This window comes from Acidovorax sp. FG60 (assembly GCF_057808995.1).
Genome location: NZ_JBMDJC010000003.1, coordinates 344,141 through 361,333, shown reverse-complemented (window position 1 = coordinate 361,333; position 17,193 = coordinate 344,141). Strand labels below are relative to the sequence as shown.

The following is a 17,193-nucleotide window of genomic DNA, read 5'->3' as shown; positions in this document are numbered from 1 at the left end:
GCGAATCCGTGGCCTCGGGGGAGGTGCGACGGGCGCACAGGCATACCAATATATGAAGGACGACAGATCATGAATCTCTTCTCGCTCATGCGGCAGTTCACCATACGTTTGCGCATGCTGGGGGCCATTGGCGTGGTGCTGGGGCTGCTGGGGCTGCTGGGGGGCGCGGGCATGTTGGGCATGTTCCGCATCCACAACATGAGCCAGGACTTCATGGACCACTCGTTTGCCGAGGTGGGCTACATGGCCGAGCTGCGTGGCGAGATGGGGGCCATTCGCCAGTTCGAGAAGGACATGATCATTGGCTATGAAAAGCCCGAGGCGGTGAAAGCGGCGCACGCCAAATGGCTGGAAAGCCAGGACAAGGCCAAGAAGATTGCCAACAAGTTCCTGGAAGGCGAGGAAGACTCTGACAACCCTGTGGTGCGCAACATCGTCAAGCGCCTGGACAGCTACCGCGAGCTGTTCGCGCACGTGGCGCGCCAGCTGGAGGCCAGCGGCTATGACACGGCCACGATTGCCAACCGCATGAGCGGCAAGGCCGTGGCCGAGTTTGCCGAGGCCGACAAGCTGATGGCGGAGCTTGATTCCGTGCTGCGCGCCGAGGTGGCCAAGTCGGTGGAGCAGCAGGGCGAGGTGTCTGACCAGACCAAGTGGCTGTTTGTGCTGGCCGTGCTGATCACCGTGGTGGTGGTGGTGCCCACCACGCTGATGAACATGAACTCCATCTGCCGCCCGTTGGAAGACGCACGCAGGATGGCGCAGGCGATTGCGGGGGGCGACCTCTCGCAGCACATTGCGGCCGAGGGCAAGGATGAAGTGGCCGACCTGCAGCGCGCTCTGCGCGACATGCAGCAGGGCCTGGGCGCGCTGGTGGCGCAGGTGCGCGATGCCAGCGGCAACATCGCCACAGCCAGCCAGGAGATTGCCACGGGCAACCAGGACCTGTCGCAGCGCACCGAGCAGACGGCCAGCAACGCCCAGGAGGCCGTGTCTTCGCTGTCGCAGTTGACCGCCACGGTGCAGCAGACGGCGTCGTCGTCGCAGATGGCGAACCAGTTGGCGGCCTCGGCCTCGCAGATGGCCACGCACGGCGGTGGCGTGGTACAGCAGGCCGTGGCCAGCATGCACGAGATCTCCACCTCCAGCCGCAAGATCGGCGACATCATCGGCCTGATCGACTCGATTGCGTTCCAGACCAACATCCTCGCGCTGAACGCTGCCGTCGAGGCCGCCCGCGCGGGGGAACAGGGTCGGGGCTTTGCGGTGGTGGCCAGCGAAGTGCGCAGCCTGGCGCAGCGCTCTGCCGCAGCAGCCAGCGACATCAAGGGGTTGATCCAGAACAGCGTGACGGCCGTGGACGGTGGCGTGCGCCACGTGGAAGAAGCGGGCACGGCCATGAAAGACATCGTGAGCAGTGTGCAGCGCGTGGGCGACATCATTGGCGAGATCACGGCAGCGGCGTCCGAGCAGTCGGCCGGCATCGGCCAGGTGAATGGCTCGGTGGGCGAGATCGACCGCATGACGCAGCAGAACGCGGCGTTGGTGGAAGAGTCCGCTGCTGCCGCCGAATCACTTCGCGAGCAGGCCGCGCGGCTGTCGCAGGTGGTGCAGCAGTTCCATCTGGCCGACGACCAGCATTCCGTCGGCGTGCGGCAGACCGTCGCCCTACAGCACGGTACATCCATGGCGCTGGCGGCTCCATCCGTCCAGGGTGTTGACCTTGATTCGGCCATCAAGGCCCATGCGCAGTGGCGCACCAAGTTGCGCGATGCCGCCAAGAAGCATCAGCAGCTTGATGCCGACACGATCAGGCGCGATGACTGCTGCGAGCTGGGTCGTTGGCTGCATGGCAAAGGACAGGGGTCTTATGGCGCCTTGCCTGCCTTCCAGTCATTGGTGGACAAGCACCGCGATTTCCATGAAGTGGCAGGCGCCATTGCCCAAACCATCAACCGGGGCAACTACGCGGACGCCGAGCAGGCATTGGCGGGCAATACCCCGTTCTCGCAGGCCTCCAGCGCGGTCGGTGCCGCCATCATCCAGTTGCGCAACAGCCTTTGAGGATCGGGTATCAGGGCCGCAGCTGACGGACCGGATGATCCTGGCCTCGGATGGGTGAGGCGTCTTGGGGCCCCGGGCGTGGCAGCCCCGGTATCTCTTGATCTGCGTCAGGCGGTGTAGGCGCGCATCGTGGCAATCTTGAACCCCGTATCACCCTGGGGAGTGCACCATGCCGTCGATCAGCCTGCGGACCATTCGCGAAGAGCATGCGTCGCTTGCGGCTGTGCTCCATTCCTTGCGCCTGATGCTGGACCAGGGCCCGGGCGATGCGCCTGCCGCGTTCTTTGACGTGATGCGGGCCATGCTGTTCTACATCGACGAGTTTCCCGAAAGGCAGCACCACCCCAAAGAGTCGCAGTGGCTTTTCCCCAAAGTGGCCGAGCGCGCGCCCCAGGCCGCTGATGCCATTGCGCAGCTGGAGCGCGACCACGAAGGTGGCGAGGCAGCGGTGCGGGAGCTGCAGCACCTGCTGCTGGGCTGGGAGCTGATGGGTGATGGCCGCCGCGAGGCCTTCGCCGACGCGCTGCAGCGCTATGTGCGCTTTTACCTGGAGCACATGCGCACCGAGGAAACCGTGGTCCTGCCGGCGGCGCAGGAGTGCCTGCAGCCCGGTGACTGGGTGGCCATTGATGCGGCCTTTGCCAGCAACACCAACCCGCTGGCCCCGGGCAAGCCGCGCGATGCGGCGTATGACCGGTTGTTCACCCGGATCGTGATGCGGGCGCCCAACCCGATAGGGCTTGGAAGCCCCCCCTGAGTCGCCTTCGGCGCCTTCCCCCTTAAGGGGCACCCCTCCAGAGCACGCAAGCGCAGCGCCAGTTGCAACCAGCGCGGCCCAACGAGGCCGTTCCTTCGCGGTGTGAACTCAGGCGCTCAGCGCCGGATAGTCCGTGTACCCCTCGGCGCCTCCGCCGTAGAGTGTGGCCCGGTTCACCTCGTTGAGCGGTGCGTTGGCTTTCAGGCGCGCCACCAGGTCGGGGTTGGCGATGAAGGGGCGGCCAAAGGCCACGATGTCGGCACCGTGGGCCAGGGCGGTATCGGCCAGCTCGCGGGTGTAGGCGTTGTTGACCATCCAGGCGCCCTTGCCACCGGCTGCGCGGTAGGCTGCCTTGAGGGCGGCGTAGTCAAACGGGCGGCCTTCCACCTCGCGCGGGCCGCCGGTGGCGCCTTCGATGACGTGGATGTAGGCCAGGCCCAGTGGGCCAAGGTGGCGCACCACGTGGTCGAACAGGGGCTGGGGGTCGGCGTCCACGATGTCGTTGGCGGGGGTGACGGGCGACAGGCGGATGCCGGTGCGGCCACCGCCGATTTCCTCGACGATGGCGCGGGTCACTTCCAGCAGCAGACGGGCGCGGTTGGCAATGCTGCCGCCGTAGTCGTCGGTGCGCTGGTTGGCACCGGTCTTGAGGAACTGGTCGATCAGGTAGCCATTGGCCGCGTGGATCTCCACACCGTCAAAGCCCGACGCAATGGCGTTGCGCGCGGCGTGGCGGTAGTCCTGCACGATGCCGGGGATCTCTTCGGCATCGAGCGCGCGGGGCATGGAGGTGGGTGTGAAGGTGGGCACGCCGTCCTTGATGAGCACGGTCTTGGTGTTGGCCTGCACGGCCGAGGGCGCCACGGGTGCTGCGTTGCCGGGTTGCAGGTCGGTGTGCGACACACGGCCCACGTGCCACAGCTGCACCACGATCTTGCCGCCGGCGTCATGCACGGCGCGGGTCACCTTCTTCCAGCCATCCAGCTGCTCGGTGCCGTACAGACCGGGCACATCGGCATAGCCCTGGGCTTGTGGGCTGATGGCCGTGGCCTCGGAAATGATGAGGCCGGCACTGGCGCGCTGCGCGTAGTAGGTGGCAACCAGGTCGGTGGGGATGGCCTCGGGCGAGCGGTTGCGCGTCAGGGGCGCCATGGCAATGCGGTTGGCCAGCTGAAGGTCGCCCGCGCGGGTGGGTTCAAACAAAGAGGTCATGGTGAGGGTGTCCTGAGGGCTGTGTGCAAGAAAAGCAGCCTTCCAGCTTAATGCTGCAGCGCAAAACGTGCAGCACACTTGCGTCAACAAGGGCACAGGTTTTGTGTTAGCCCGGTCGCTCAGACTGTCGTGCCAGCGGCGCGGGGGCCGTTGCACGAGAATGGACTGCCATGCCCTTGCCACCGCCTTCCGCACCGTTTTCCGTCTCCCCGTTGCGCAGCCTGTGGTTGGCCGTGGCCTTGTCGATGGGTGCGGCCATCTCGCTGGGTATCACGCGGTTTGCCTATGCCTTGTTGTTGCCGCCCATGCGTGAGGACCTGAGCTGGTCGTACACGCTGGCGGGCGGCATGAACACGGTGAACGCGCTGGGCTATCTGCTGGGGGCTCTTGCCACGCCATTGCTGTTGAGGCGCGTGGCCCCGGGGACGGTGCTGGTGGCAGGTGCGGTGATGGCCACGGTGTTCATGGGCCTGAGCGGGTTTTTCACGCAGGCAGCGCCCCTGCTGGTGCAGCGCCTGCTGGCCGGTGGTGCCAGTGCGCTGGTGTTCATTGCGGGGGGCCTGCTGGCGGCGCGGCTGGGCGCCCAGGTGCCGGGGCGCAGCGGTTTGCTGCTGGGCCTGTACTACGGCGGCACGGGCTGGGGCATCAGCCTGTCGGCCTTGCTGGTGCCTGCGGTGCTGGGCGTGGCGCCTGCGCCGCACAGCTGGACCTGGGCGTGGTGGGTGCTGGCGCTGGCCTGCATGGCGGCCACGGCGGTGCTGCTGTGGCCTGCGCGTGCGTTGAACGGGCTGGCTGCACCCGTGGCCGCCGCGCGCGGGACCACACCGGAGGCTGCAGTGCCCGACCGCGTGCGCTGGCGGGCGCTGGCTCCTGCGCTGCTGGGTTATGGCCTCTTTGGCGTGGGCTACATCGGCTACATGACTTTTGTGGTGGCGTTGCTGCGAGAGCAGGGCCGGGGTGCGGGCGAGGTGACGCTGTTCTACGCCTTGCTGGGGCTGGCCGTGGTGCTGTCCTCACGCATCTGGGCCGGGCTGCTGGACCGCAGCCGGGGCGGAGAGGCACTGGCGCGGCTCAATGCGCTGCTGGGCGTGGCCACCATCCTGCCCGCCATCACGGGCGCGTGGCCGGTGGTGCTGGCCTCGGGGCTGCTGTTTGGCGGGGTGTTCCTGTCGGTGGTGGCATCGACCACGGCGCTGGTGCGGCACAACCTGCCGCAGGCGCTGTGGGCCAGCGGCATCAGCGCGTTCACCATCGTGTTTGCGGCGGGGCAGATCGCGGGGCCCACGGTGGTGGGCTGGATTGCCGATGGCCCTGGAGGCCTGGCGCGCGGGCTGGTCTTCTCGGCCTGCGCGTTGTGGGTGGGGGCGCTGGTGGCGTGGCGGCAGAAGCCGCTCTAGCGCATCTGGAGTTTTGGCCGTGTGTCGTGCTATGCGCTCCCAATCGATACTGGCGCGGCCTAGACCAGAAACGCCGAGCAAGGGCCGCCCCGCAGCGAGGGTGTTGTCCCGCTGCCCGCATAGCGAGAGCGGGGGGAAGGCGCGCAGCGCCTCAGGGGGGTGTCCCTATTTCAGCAGGCCTTCTGCCTTCATGGCCGCCTGCACCGCAGGCCGTGCACCCACACGCTCGCGGTAGGCCGCCAGATTCGCCAGGCCGGAGATGTCGAGCTTGGTGGGTTGGGTCCAGTTGGTCACGGTGAACAGGTAACAGTCGGCCACGGTGAACTGGTCGCCCATCAGGTATTGCTTGCCCGCCAGCTGGCCATCTACCCACTGCAGGCGTTGCAGCAGCCGCTCGCGCACCATGGGTTTGTAGTCCTCGGGAGTGGCGGCGTTGAACAGGGGGCTGAAGCCCTTATGCAGCTCGGTGCCGATGAAGGTCAGCCACTCCTGCAGGCGGTAGCGCGCCAGGGTGCCGTTGGCGGGGGCCAGTTGCTTGTCGGGCACTTGGTCGGCGATGTATTGCACGATGGCCGGGCCTTCGCGCAGGCGCTCGCCGTTGTCCAGCTCCAGCACGGGCACGTAACCCAGCGCATTGATGGTGTAGTAGTCGGTACCATCCTGCAGCTTGTGGCTCTTGGTGCTGGCCAGCACGGGGGTGTAGGCCAGGCCGGCCTCTTGCAGGGCGATGTGGGGAGACAGGGAGCAGGCGCCGGGGGAGTAGTAGAGCTTCATGGATCGGTCCTTGAATTCGTGAAAGAGTGACAAACGGTGAAGCTGTCGATGCTATGCGCTTCGCTGTTTTTATGTCGGCCGACAGTGCGTGGTGGCCTCGGTCATTCCTCTGCAGCCCTCACCCTGGTAAAAGTCTGTAACCCGCGCAGCCCACCTCCTGCATTCCCCGCGTGCAGACCGCTCCTGATTCCATAGCTGCTTGCGCGCTCTCCACGGCCCCTGCGGCCATATTTCTTTCATTCCCCACGGCTCCCACCGGCCTGTCCCATGTAGGGGTCATTCCTAGCTAGGAACACTCCTAGCTAGGAGCCTTCCCAGTTTCGCGCGCTGATGCCTGTAGGCACAGTCGCGCGCCATGCAAGTCGCCCCCTCAGCCTCCACCTACGCTCCCGCCCCTGGCGACCTGACCAGCCTGCCCGCTCCTGGCAGCGCACGGCTTTTCCCGGACCAGCCCCAGGACAACGCCAGCGCCTTCACCGACAGCGGCCCAGGCGGCTATGGCCAGCCCGATCCCCAGAACCCCCAGGCTGACCCCGCCCTGGCCAGCACCTCCCTCTTCGCCCCCACCGACCACACCCCCAGCACCACACTGGCCCTGATGGTGCAGGCACAGACCAAGCCTCTGCTGGTCACCCCGGAGAACGCAGCAGGCCTGGGCATCGACTTTGCGCACACCAAGCCCCTTACGGTCACCCCGGAGAACGCAGCAGGTCTCGGTATCGACCTGGTGCAGACCAAACCCCTGCAGATCACTCCCGAGAACCCAGCCACTGGCACTGCCGGCGCCCAGGCAGCAGCCCCCAACGCCAGCCCCACCGAGATCGCTGCCCTGGAACTGCTGCTGGCCGAGCCCGCCAACCAGGAGATGGTGGCCCAGTTCGGCCCGCCCCTGCGCCCGCTGAACACCGACACCAACGTCGGCCAAGGCATCCTCGCTCGCTTTGGCCCCGACCTGGGCGCGCGGCTGACCCAACTGCAAGAAGCCCAAGATGGTGTACGCAACCAATACCTGCACGCACTCGACCAAGCCACCCAGAACCCCGGCCCCGATACCCCGGGCAGTCAATGGGTCCCTGGCACCGGGCAAGGCGAGACCGCCGAGCCTGGGCACTGGACATTGGACCCCACAGCGTTCTCGCGCCACTACGCCCAAGGCGACAGCCTGGCCCAACGGGTCTTTGCCGACATGCACGGCCAAGACCCCCTGGTGTTCCATGAGGGCAGGGAAGGTGACGCCCACAGCGAACCCAGCTACCACACACTAGGCCCCTTCAGGCTCGCCCAGGGCCAGCCCTACGGCAGCGACCCCAGCCTGCCCGACGCCTGCCTGCTGCGGGACTACACCCAACTCAGCCCAGAACACAGCGCAGACCTTATCAACAAGGAATACCTGTGGTTTGACCCCGTCAACGGCTGGAGCACCAGCGCGGACAACATCCAGGCCCCGACGGGCTTTCTGGACAAAGCCCTGCCCGTCGCATTCAGCGCACTGATGTGCATGGTGGCCTTGCCGCCTGTGGGCACCCTGCTGTCACAGGCAGGGGCTGGCACCTTCGTTCAAGGCGCTGCCATGGGGGCCATGGGCAGCGCGATCTCCCAGACGGTGATGACCGGCGGAATCGACTTCGGCAACCTGCTGCGATCGGCCCTGACGGGGGGCATTGCAGGCAGCGTCATGCAATACACAGGCCTGAAGGACATGCTGGGCAGCGCCGACCTGGCCAAGAGCAGCCTGGCACACCTGGGCAAGGCGGGCCTCACAGGCCTACTGCAAGAAGCCACGGGCGGCAAATTCAAAGACGGCTTCATGAACAGCGCCCTGGCCAGCATCGCGCAAGGGGTGGGAGACCATCTGAATCAGCAGATCGGCGAGCTCAAGGACATCAGCCCCGAGCAGGCCAGCGTGCTCAAGCTCCTGAGCAAAGCTGCCAGCAGCGCATTGAAGATTGCGGGCACCAACGACCCGGCGGCGGGGTTTGCGGGCGAGTTTCTGAGCGGAGTGCTGGGCGACGGGCTCCAGGGGGCGCAAGGAAAGGGGCAAGGAGCAGTGCAGGGGCAAGGTCAAAGCCAGGTGGGGAATGAGGGACAAGCGCAAGACAAGCCCTCCAGCGACTGGGTGAAGAACTTGGGGGCCAGTGAGGTGGATGCGCAGACGGCGCAGTGGGTTGAGGCATTTGCCAACCCCGCCACATTGCCATCGTCGCAAGGCATCCAGGTCGCGTCCGCCCCCATCGGAACAGTGGGTGATGCGGGTTACTTTGATGACAGTGGCGCTTACATAGAGCCCGCCCAACTGATCTGGCCTAACGGCACCACCAGCACGCTGGCACAAAGCAGCGACGGCGAGCCCATGCTGTCAGAGACCGAGGTGCGGGAGACTGCGCAGCCGATGCTGCCAGAGGACTTTCGCAGACAAGAGATCGAGTATCGCAACAGCACAGAGGTACAACCACCACAGTACAGCTTCACGGAACTGGTGGAGATGTCTCACAGCCCCGTCGACAGCTACAGTGCCCAGGAGTACCGGGACGCCGCCGCGCAGTACCGAGCGAGCATGGGAGAGGACTTCCGGCGGGACAGCAACTACAACGGCCTGTGGACCCGAGCCGCAGCGTTGGACGCTGCTGCAGGCGGGGGGTGGGGGCAAGAGGTGATGAATGACATCACCGGCTTTGCAACGGAAGAAGGGCTGCATGCACAGACGGGGGTGGCGATAGGTGGTGTGCTGGGTCGAGGTATCGGCAATGGGCTTGGCAACAGAGTTGACAATGCGCTGGGGGCCGTGGACAAGACGCCGGATGGAGGGCCTCAGGCGGGGTCGGGTATTGGCGGTGTTGTGGCCGAAGGCGCAGGGGATGCTGCCGCAAGAGGAGCTAGTAGGTCGCTGTCAGAGTTGATCTTAGAACGTCCATCGAGCAACCAATGGGGGACTCTTGAAAATGGCACTAACCAGGGCGTAAAGCATTTTGCTGGCTATTGGGAAAAATTTCCTGAACGTATTCCATCGCTTGAGACCCGACTTGGATTGGAAGCCGGGACTTTTGGTAAGTCTCAAGAAGGATTTGATGCATTCACCAATGCCGCCGAATCAGTGGTTAAAAATGGTGAAGCAAGACACTTAGATAATGGGAAATCCATTTATTTCGTTAAAGGTGTCGAGAATTTAAATAAAGGTGTTCTTGTTATCGTGAAAGATGGGAAATTTCAGACAATCATGCCAAGCGATCCAAAGACCTTTATGAAAATGGAGTGATGTCATGAAAATTAGTGGAAAAATTAAGAGCATTGACGTCGACGGATATGAGCGACTCTTATCAATTCAGACGGACGATCGATTGGTTTGGTGCAATCTTGTCCAACCAAATGAATATTTAGAGCCAGGGCAGTCGTCCATTTATTTAAAGATGGATGAGCCTGTTCAATTGAAAGTTGGATTATTTTTTATCGCCGATCATAGGGTGCTTGAAGGCAGGGCTGATAACGCGATGAGCCAAGACGCTTATGGGTCGCCTCATGCGATTGTGATCGGTGAAGTTATCGGGAAGATATCCTCGGATACCTATTTAATTGAAATTGAAAAAAATGATCAAATTGAAGCTCAGTTTGAGTCTAATTTGGAACTGAATATTGGAGACTACATTCGCGTAGCAGGAGAGCTAGCTGTCCAGGACGGTGTCTCTCTGTAAATGAGTGCGGAGTGCTGGAGGGCGGTTTCAAATCTGAAGTGCAACACCCTCACCGAGGGTAATGTACGCAAATGGGAACGAGATACGAACACTTGCAGGCAGAAGAGAGAGCGGGCGCCGGGGTCAAGTCTTGCATCTTGCCCCCTGGCATTCATGCACTTCAAGCCAAATCAGGCTACAGCGATTAATCATCAAGCGCAAGAAGCTATCAATTAGATAGCGTTTCTCAGCTAGGTGTCGCATCCCGGACGATCATACGGGCGCCCCTGCACAACGGCCTATCTGGCAAAGGGTGGCCCATCTTTCCGGGCACCCTCCCGCTCAACGCGCACAACCAGATCGGCCTTGTGGTCACCCTCGGCATCAGCGTAGACACCGTTAAGGCCTTCTGGTGCACCGGCTGTCGGGGGCTGTAGGACGTCTCAGGTATTCCAGCCTGGCAGGTCGCGCTGCACCTTGCGCAGCAGTGCTGGCCAGGCAAAGGCGCCGCCTAGGCCGCCCGTCTGCACGCGCATGGCCTGGGCCACGCCGCTCACGATCTGGGGGTTTACGGCGATCAACTCGCCACCTGCCTGCGCGTCGATCTGAATGCGGCAAGTGTTCTCGAAGGTGTACATCGACAGGAACGCGTCGGCAATCGTCTTGCCCACGGTGAGCAGCCCGTGGTTGCGCAGCATGAGGAAGTTGGCCTCACCCAGGTCGGCCTGCAGGCGCGGCTTTTCTTCGTCGCGGAAGGCCACGCCCTCGTACGCGTGGTACGCCAGCGAGCCCAGCACGAAGGTACTTTGCTGGCTGATGGGCAGCACGCCGCCCTTCTGGGCGCTGACGGCCACACCGGCACGCGTGTGGGTGTGCAGAACGCAGCCCGCCTCAGGCCGCGCCTCGTGCACGGCGCTGTGGATCACGAAGCCTGCCGGGTTCACCGGGAAGGGCGAGTCGTGCAGCTTGTTGCATTGCATGTCCACCTTGATCAGGCTCGATGCCGTGATCTCGTCGAACATGAGGCCGTAGGGGTTGATGAGGAACTGGTGCTCGGGCCCCGACACCGATTCGGGCAGCTTGGCGCTGATGTGGGTGAAGACCAGGTCGCTCCAGCCGTACAGCGCAACGAGCCGGTAGCACGCGGCCAGGTCGCAGCGCAGCTGCCATTCTTCGGGGCTGACGCTTTCTTGCAGCGAAGGGATGTTAAGCATGGGGTGTCTCCGATGGTGGGGGTAGGAGACCCCACTGTAGGGCGGTAGGGCGGGCGGGTCTGTCAGGCAGGCTACAGGTGTTGCGCTTTTTGTGGATGCTATGGAAATAATAGCTTCCTAAGTCCATCCATCAAGCGCCAGGGCCGAATTTTGTTCAAATTCCTGTGCCCTGGGGCCCTGCCCGGTCTATCAGCGCCCGTGTCCTTGCTGCTGCCGTATCTGGCGCCGCCCCAGCCAGCCCAGTCCCAGCGCCGCCAGCACCAGCATCCATGGATCGTTCACCGGAATCCCCGTGGAGAGGGCCATCACTTGGAGGTTCAGTGTGATGGTGGAGGACAGGCCGTTGGCGTCCGTGACATGGATGACCAGGACATAGAGCCCCGGTGTGGTCGGTGTTCCGCTCAGCAGGCCGTTGGGCCCCAAGGTCATGCCCGGGGGCAGGGGGCCGGAGTTCACGGTGAAGGTGTAGGGGCCGGTGCCGCCGGTGACCTGGATCTGTCCGCTGTATGCGGTGTTCGCGACCAGCACGGGCGGAGGGGTGATGGTCAGCGCACCTGTCACGGTGCCTGCACCCAGCAGGTCCAGCTCGCGCCCCAGGGCGTCGGACACCGTGATGGTGAAGCTGTAGGGCGCCGAGCTGGTGGGCGTGCCCGTGAGATCGCCCGTGCCCGACAGGCTCAGGCCCGCCGGAAGAAGCCCTGCGCTGACGAGGAACTGGTAGGGCGCCACGCCATCGCTGCCGACAAAGGTCACGCTGTAGGGCACACCCAGCGCGGGGGTGGGAATGCTGGACGGGGTGACGGTGATGTCCTGCGCGGCGACGCTGGCAGCCCACAGCACCAGGCTGGCAACGCCGATCCATGTGGTGAGGCGGCGCAACCCGGTGCGCAGTGCCTGCGCTGCGCGGGCCGTCATCGCGCGCCCCCGTTTTTGCGCGCGAGCTGCTGCTCCAGGGCCGAAAGGCGTTCGGCCAGAGCCATGAGTTCTGCATCCTTGGCGGCCAGCTTCTGGTGGAGGGCCTGGACCGTGGCGGCCGCAAGGCCGGCGACATCGCTGGGCGCAAGCGTCCGGGGGCTGGCGCCCACCTGAAAGCGCTGGTGTACATCCTCGGCCATGGGCCCCAGGTGCAGGCTGGCGTTGAGATCGCTCAGGTAGCGCCAGGCATACAGCGGCAGGTTCAACACTTCGCCGAGGACAGCATGGATCGGGGCCGGGCTGATGTCGTGTTTGAGCGTGCGGCTGGAGCCCTGGCTGAGCGTGCCGGCCACCACCAGGCCGCCGCCTGTCTGCATCGACAGCGCATTGCTGCCACTGCCGCTGGGCGCCAGGCTGAAGGCCGAAGCCGTAGCGTGTTGCGTCCAGTATGCGGTGCCTGCGCCATGTGCAAGCCGCGCAGCGATGGCGCCGTTGTTCTCCAGCTCCATCTGCACGCGGGGCAGGGCGGTGGCGCTGGTGTTGTCCACCAGCAGGGCTCCGCTGCCGTCCGCGCGCCGCAGGTGCAACGGGGCAGCAGGGCGCGGCGTGCCCAGGCCCACGCTGCCGTTGCCCGCAATATCAACGCTGGCATGTGGCGCCCCCGGCCGGATGCGCAGGGGAAGGAGGGAGCCGCCGGTGACATCGCGCACGAAGAAATTGGCTTCGTTGCCCGCCACATCCCAGGTCTGGGCTGTGTAGCCGCCGGTGTTGTTCTGCTCTTGCCGCAGCGCCGGGGTGTTGGAGGACAGCACATGCAGATCAAGCACGGGTACGCCGGTGCCCACCCCCACGCGCCCTTGCGGGTCCACAACCAGGCTGTTGGCGGGCGCTCCGGCCAGCCAGCGCACGGGGGTCAAGCTGCCTGTGACATCGTCGATGCCGAGGTAGCTGGCCCCGCCGCTGGCGCTGTCGTTGGCGATGATCTGCCAGTCGTTGCCGGGAAACGCGCCCGCACTGGTGTCTTCAAACTTGATGCGCAGGTTGTTTTCCTTCAGGCGCAGGGTGTCGAAGCCAAAGCTCTCGTTGTTGACGCAGTCAAACCCCATGCAGATGCTGCCTTGCACGATCTGGTCGTCGGCGACCAACTGGTCTTTGGTGGCAAGGCGGAGGGTGCGGGCGGCCTTTGAAGATGGGGCGGACTGCGCGGCGGGGCCGTCGGCTGTATCCCCTTCGCCCGGGGGCAAAAGTGCGGGTGGCAGCACAAACGCACCGCCCGCCACCGACACGTTGCCGGCCAGCATGGCGCCCCTGGGCCCGGCAGCGCTGGAGGCACCCACGGGGTTGGCCGCCACGGGGGTTGCATCGTCGGGCCGCACGGCAGCGGTGGTGGGGGCCAGCGTCAACTCGTAGGTGTAGCGTCCGTCGGGCAAGGGATGGTCTTGCAGCGACAACACCAACGGGCCGGACAGCACCAGGTCCTGGGGCGCATCGCCCTCGCGGGCGATGCGCAGCACGGCGCGGCCATGGGGTGCGGTGGGGGTCCACTCCAGCCGGGTGGCCTGAAGCCGTGCCGCAATGGCGGGGGGCTGCACTTCGCTGCCGGTTTGTGCGTGCACGAGGGGTGGGCTCAGCAGGGATGCCAGGGTGGCGGCAACCAGGGCGGCAGCGCGCGGCCGCAGCCTGGTCAGGAGGGGCAAGCAATGGTGGATTGGCATATTGGCAATCCCTAGCGTGCTGCGGGCGTGGCGTTCTTGGTGGGCACGCCCGAAGCGCCCGGAGCACCCGTCGGGGCCATCTGCGCTTCGAGCAGGGAGATGCGGGCCCGGATCGCGGCGATGTCTGCCTCGCGCTCGTTCACCTTGCGGGCCAGCGCCTGCACGGCGCCCAGGGTCACGCCGGCCAGATCGCCGGGGGCCAGGCTTTTGTCGTCCTGCCCCAGCTGGAAGATCTTGCGGAAGTCCTCGGCCATGGGGCCGACGTGGCGCTCTTGTGTGGGGCTGGATTTGTAGCGCCAGTGGTAGAGCGGCAGGGCCAGCACCTTCTCCAGCAGGGCGGCGCCATTGACCGGCTCGATGCCGGTCTTGAGCGTGCGGCTGGAGCCTGTGCTCAGCGTGCCGGTGATTGCCAGGTTGCCGTTGGCCGCCAGCGTGAACTGGGGGGTGCCAGCGCCCTGGGTCGCCAGCGTGAGCGCGGTGCCTGACGTCATGTCCCAGCCCGTGGCCGGTGCCGTGGTAAAGCGCAAGACGGCTGGCCCGTTGTTGGCCAGGTTCAGCAGCGTGCGCGGGGCCGTTGTGCCGCTGGTTTCCTGCACCAGCACCTGGGCCGTGCCATCGGTGCGCCGGACGTGCAGCGCCGCGCCGGGCGAAGCGGTGCCTATGCCCACTGCGCCCGAGGCCGCAATGTCCAGGCTGCTGGTGGGCGCGCCGGGGCGAATGCGCAGGGGCAGGCGCGAGCCGTTGGTGACGTCGCGCACGAAGAAGTTGGCCTCGTTGGCGCCGATGTCCCAGGTCTGCGCCGTGAAGCCGCCTGCCGACGACTGCTCCAGCCGAATGGCGGGGGTGTTGCCGGTCAGTGTGTGCACGTCCAGCACCGGCGTGGCAGTGCGCAGGCCCAGCCGGCCCGTCGAGCTGACGTACAGGCTGTTGCTGGGGGCGCCAGCACTGACGGTGAAGACCTGGCGGTTGGCCGTGGCATCCTCGACCGTGAAATACGATGCCCCGCCCGAGGCGGTGTCATTGACACGGATCCGCCAGTCGTTGGCCGGAAAGGTGCCAACGCTGGTGTCGTCGAAATGAATGCCGAGGTTGTTCTCCTTGAGCCGGAGCGTGTCAAAGCCAAAGGATTCGTTGTTGACGCAATCAAAGCCCGCGCACAGGCTGCCCTGCACGATCAGGTCGTCGGCCACCACCTGGTCCTTGGTGGTGAAGGTGCTGCCGGTCTTGGTGCGCAGCACAGGGGCGCCTGGCTCGGTCGCATCCACCACCAACTGGCCCTGAATGACCACGAACGAGCCCGCCGTGATGCGCTGCTGCATCGTGGCCTGGGCCTGGGCGGGGTCCATGGCCGCAGGGGGCTCCAGGCTCAATTCATAAAAATAGCGGCCATCGGCCAGCCCTGCACGCTGGGGCTCCAGCACCACGGGGCCGCGCGCAAACGGCAGGTCGCTGACCGTGCCATCCGGGCGGGCCAGCCGCAGCTTGGCAGCGCCGTGGGGGGCCGCAGCCGTCCAGGTGATGCGGTCAGCCTGGCGCGTGGTGGAGATGGCCTGGGCCGGGGATTGGGCAGCACAGGTGGCAGCCGCGAGGGTTGCCATCAGGGCGATGGTGGCTCGGTGCAGGGGTTTCATGGGGCTTTCTCGAAGGTGGGCATGGGCTGCCCAGGGCGCCAATATGGCCATTGCTGCATCGCGGCATTGCCGCCCGCAGAACCAGCGGCCCATCAATGGCGACGAGTCTGGCCGAGCGATGCCAGATCGTCAATCGAGTAATTGCCAGGGGTCGCGCTGCGCAAAAGCCCTGCACCTGTGCTCAGCCCGCTTGCGGAATCGGCGCCCGCATGCCCGCGTTGATCAGGTTCCACGCATTGATCACGCCAATGGCAAAGCCCAGTTCGGAGATTTCCGCTTCGTTGAACACCGCCTGCAGCTTGGCGTATTCCTCGTCGCTCGCATCGCTGTCGGGCGTGGCGGTGATGATCTCGGCCCAGCGGAACGCGGCGCGTTCGCGCTCGCCGAAGAACGGCGCCTCGCGCCACCCTGCCACGGCGTTCAGGTGGCGCGGGTCCATGCCGTCCCTGACCAGGTAGGTCCAGTGCATGTCCATGCAGTATGCGCAGCCGTTGATCTGCGACACGCGCAGAAACACCAGCTCGGCCAGGCGCGCGCCCAGCGGGCCCTTCTTGATGGTTTCCGACAGGCTCACCAGGCCCATGAAGGCTTTGGAAGACAGCTTGTGATAGGGCAGGCGGGCGGTGTGTTGGGTGGTCGATGACATGGCGGTTCCTTGGATGTTGGTGGCAATGGTCCGGGGTAGATAAACCTTGGGCATGAAGGCGGCGGTGGTGTTGCTGCCTTTCATACTGGTTAGACGTTGCCAGGTCTGCCGCTGTGACACGGGGCGCCAAAAATCCTCAAGAGATTTCACCCCAGCGTGGCCGGAATGCCCGCCAGCTTGTCCGGATTGCGCACGGCGTAGATGGCCACTATCCGCTCCCCGTCCGTCACAAATGCCTGCGCCGACTCAAGGTGGCCATCCACATAGCGCAGCAGTCCCGGCTCGCCGTTGATGAGCGCCATGCGGTACACCACCTGCGCACCCAGGCGGCGGAACAGCGCCCAGTACAGGTTGGCAATGCGAAACGGCCCCACCAGCGGCTTGGGGAAGGACGGTACCTTGCCGCCGCCGTCGCCAATCAGCTGCGCGTCTTCGCTCAGCAGCGCCTCGATGGCGTTGCGGTCGCCGCTTTTGGCGGCCAGCATGAAACGCAACAGCAGCTGGTGGTGCACGGCGTGGGGCACCTCAAAGCGTGTGCGCGCCTGCTGCACACGTTCGCTGGCGCGGTGCACCATCTGGCGGCAGCTGGCCTCGGTCTTGCCCAGCTGGGCGGCGATCTCGGGGTAGTCGTAGTCGAACACCTGGCGCAGCAAAAAGGCCGCGCGCTCCTCCGGTCCCAGCCGCTCCAGCACGTACATAAAGGCCACCGACAGCTCGCCCGCCAGCTCGGCGGCTGCCTCCGGCGTGTTGTGGTGCGACGCATCACCGGTGGGGTTGTCATGCAGCTCCACCAGCGGCTCGGGCAGCCACCAGCCCACATAGGCCTCGCGCTCGGCTTTCAGCGCCCGCAGCCGGTCGATGGACAGCCGCGTGACCACCGTCACCAGCCAGGCCTCGGCCGACTGCAGCGCGGTGGGGTCCTGGCGGCTCCAGCGCAGCCAGGTGTCCTGCAGCACATCCTCGGCATCGGCGCGCACGCCCAGCATGCGGTAGGCAATGCCGAAGAGGCGGGGGCGCAGGGTGGTGAAGGGGTCGGTGGCGGTGGGTGCAGGGTCGGTCATGGCCAGCTCAAGAATAGTCCGAGGATGATCTCCAGACGGCCCGGCGCTTGGGTTTGTGACACCCATGTTGATGAAAGGGTGTCAGCACTGCGTCTGCTATAAATTAAATAGCTATTGATGCATATGGGTAAAGCGGTGGGGC

13 protein-coding genes and 1 pseudogene are annotated in these 17,193 nt (G+C 65.3%); 6 read left to right on the top strand and 8 right to left on the bottom strand.

Annotated elements, in window-relative coordinates; translation table 11 throughout:
- Positions 1-69: 69 nt before the first annotated feature.
- From ACODS0_RS06805 to ACODS0_RS06795, 3 genes and pseudogenes are all read left to right on the top strand, one after another.
- A pseudogene (locus tag ACODS0_RS06805) lies at positions 70-1,632 on the top strand (methyl-accepting chemotaxis protein); the annotation flags it as partial.
- 54 nt (positions 1,633-1,686) lie between these two features.
- Positions 1,687-2,064, top strand: a complete 378-nt coding sequence (locus ACODS0_RS06800; protein WP_228897296.1) for a CZB domain-containing protein — start codon at positions 1,687-1,689, stop codon at positions 2,062-2,064.
- Positions 2,065-2,233: 169 nt separating this feature from the next.
- On the top strand, positions 2,234-2,821 hold the full coding sequence (locus ACODS0_RS06795; protein WP_488833800.1) for a hemerythrin domain-containing protein: 588 nt from the start codon (positions 2,234-2,236) through the stop codon (positions 2,819-2,821).
- A gap of 108 nt (positions 2,822-2,929) precedes the next feature.
- Here the strand turns inward: ACODS0_RS06795 and ACODS0_RS06790 are convergent, their stop codons facing one another.
- Entirely contained in the window at positions 2,930-4,033 is a 1,104-nt protein-coding gene (locus tag ACODS0_RS06790) for an alkene reductase (protein WP_488833798.1), read from the bottom strand.
- A gap of 170 nt (positions 4,034-4,203) precedes the next feature.
- Between ACODS0_RS06790 and ACODS0_RS06785 the strand changes: the two genes are divergently transcribed.
- Positions 4,204-5,430, top strand: a complete 1,227-nt coding sequence (locus tag ACODS0_RS06785; RefSeq protein WP_488833795.1) for a YbfB/YjiJ family MFS transporter — start codon at positions 4,204-4,206, stop codon at positions 5,428-5,430.
- Between the two features lie 165 nt (positions 5,431-5,595).
- Here the strand turns inward: ACODS0_RS06785 and gstA are convergent, their stop codons facing one another.
- Complete coding sequence (gstA, locus tag ACODS0_RS06780) at positions 5,596-6,204, bottom strand: glutathione transferase GstA (protein WP_488833793.1); 609 nt, start codon at positions 6,202-6,204, stop codon at positions 5,596-5,598.
- Between the two features lie 355 nt (positions 6,205-6,559).
- On the opposite strand from gstA, the gene ACODS0_RS06775 reads away from it, so the two are divergent.
- Together ACODS0_RS06775 and ACODS0_RS06770 are read left to right on the top strand one after the other, a co-directional pair.
- Positions 6,560-9,457, top strand: a complete 2,898-nt coding sequence (locus tag ACODS0_RS06775; RefSeq protein ID WP_488833791.1) for a hypothetical protein — start codon at positions 6,560-6,562, stop codon at positions 9,455-9,457.
- A gap of 4 nt (positions 9,458-9,461) precedes the next feature.
- The gene (locus ACODS0_RS06770; RefSeq protein WP_147433278.1) at positions 9,462-9,890 is read left to right on the top strand and encodes a hypothetical protein; all 429 of its coding nucleotides are present in this window, start codon (positions 9,462-9,464) and stop codon (positions 9,888-9,890) included.
- Between the two features lie 422 nt (positions 9,891-10,312).
- Here the strand turns inward: ACODS0_RS06770 and ACODS0_RS06765 are convergent, their stop codons facing one another.
- From ACODS0_RS06765 to ACODS0_RS06740, 6 genes are all read right to left on the bottom strand, one after another.
- A complete protein-coding gene (locus ACODS0_RS06765; protein WP_426305838.1) occupies positions 10,313-11,083 on the bottom strand; it encodes a class II aldolase/adducin family protein in 771 nt (256 codons plus the stop codon).
- 189 nt (positions 11,084-11,272) lie between these two features.
- Positions 11,273-11,998, bottom strand: coding sequence for an Ig domain-containing protein (locus ACODS0_RS06760; protein ID WP_488833789.1), 726 nt, complete (start codon positions 11,996-11,998; stop codon positions 11,273-11,275).
- A complete protein-coding gene (locus ACODS0_RS06755) occupies positions 11,995-13,695 on the bottom strand; it encodes a tail fiber domain-containing protein (RefSeq protein ID WP_488833787.1) in 1,701 nt (566 codons plus the stop codon). Before ACODS0_RS06755 ends, ACODS0_RS06760 begins: the two co-directional genes overlap by 4 nt.
- A gap of 29 nt (positions 13,696-13,724) precedes the next feature.
- Positions 13,725-15,344: a tail fiber domain-containing protein gene (locus tag ACODS0_RS06750; RefSeq protein WP_488833785.1), complete on the bottom strand. Its 1,620-nt coding sequence runs from the start codon at positions 15,342-15,344 to the stop codon at positions 13,725-13,727.
- A gap of 181 nt (positions 15,345-15,525) precedes the next feature.
- Complete coding sequence (locus tag ACODS0_RS06745) at positions 15,526-15,990, bottom strand: carboxymuconolactone decarboxylase family protein (protein ID WP_488833782.1); 465 nt, start codon at positions 15,988-15,990, stop codon at positions 15,526-15,528.
- Positions 15,991-16,136: 146 nt separating this feature from the next.
- Positions 16,137-17,051 (bottom strand): RNA polymerase sigma-70 factor, encoded by a 915-nt coding sequence (locus ACODS0_RS06740; protein ID WP_488833779.1) that lies wholly within the window; start codon positions 17,049-17,051, stop codon positions 16,137-16,139.
- Positions 17,052-17,193 lie beyond the last annotated feature (142 nt).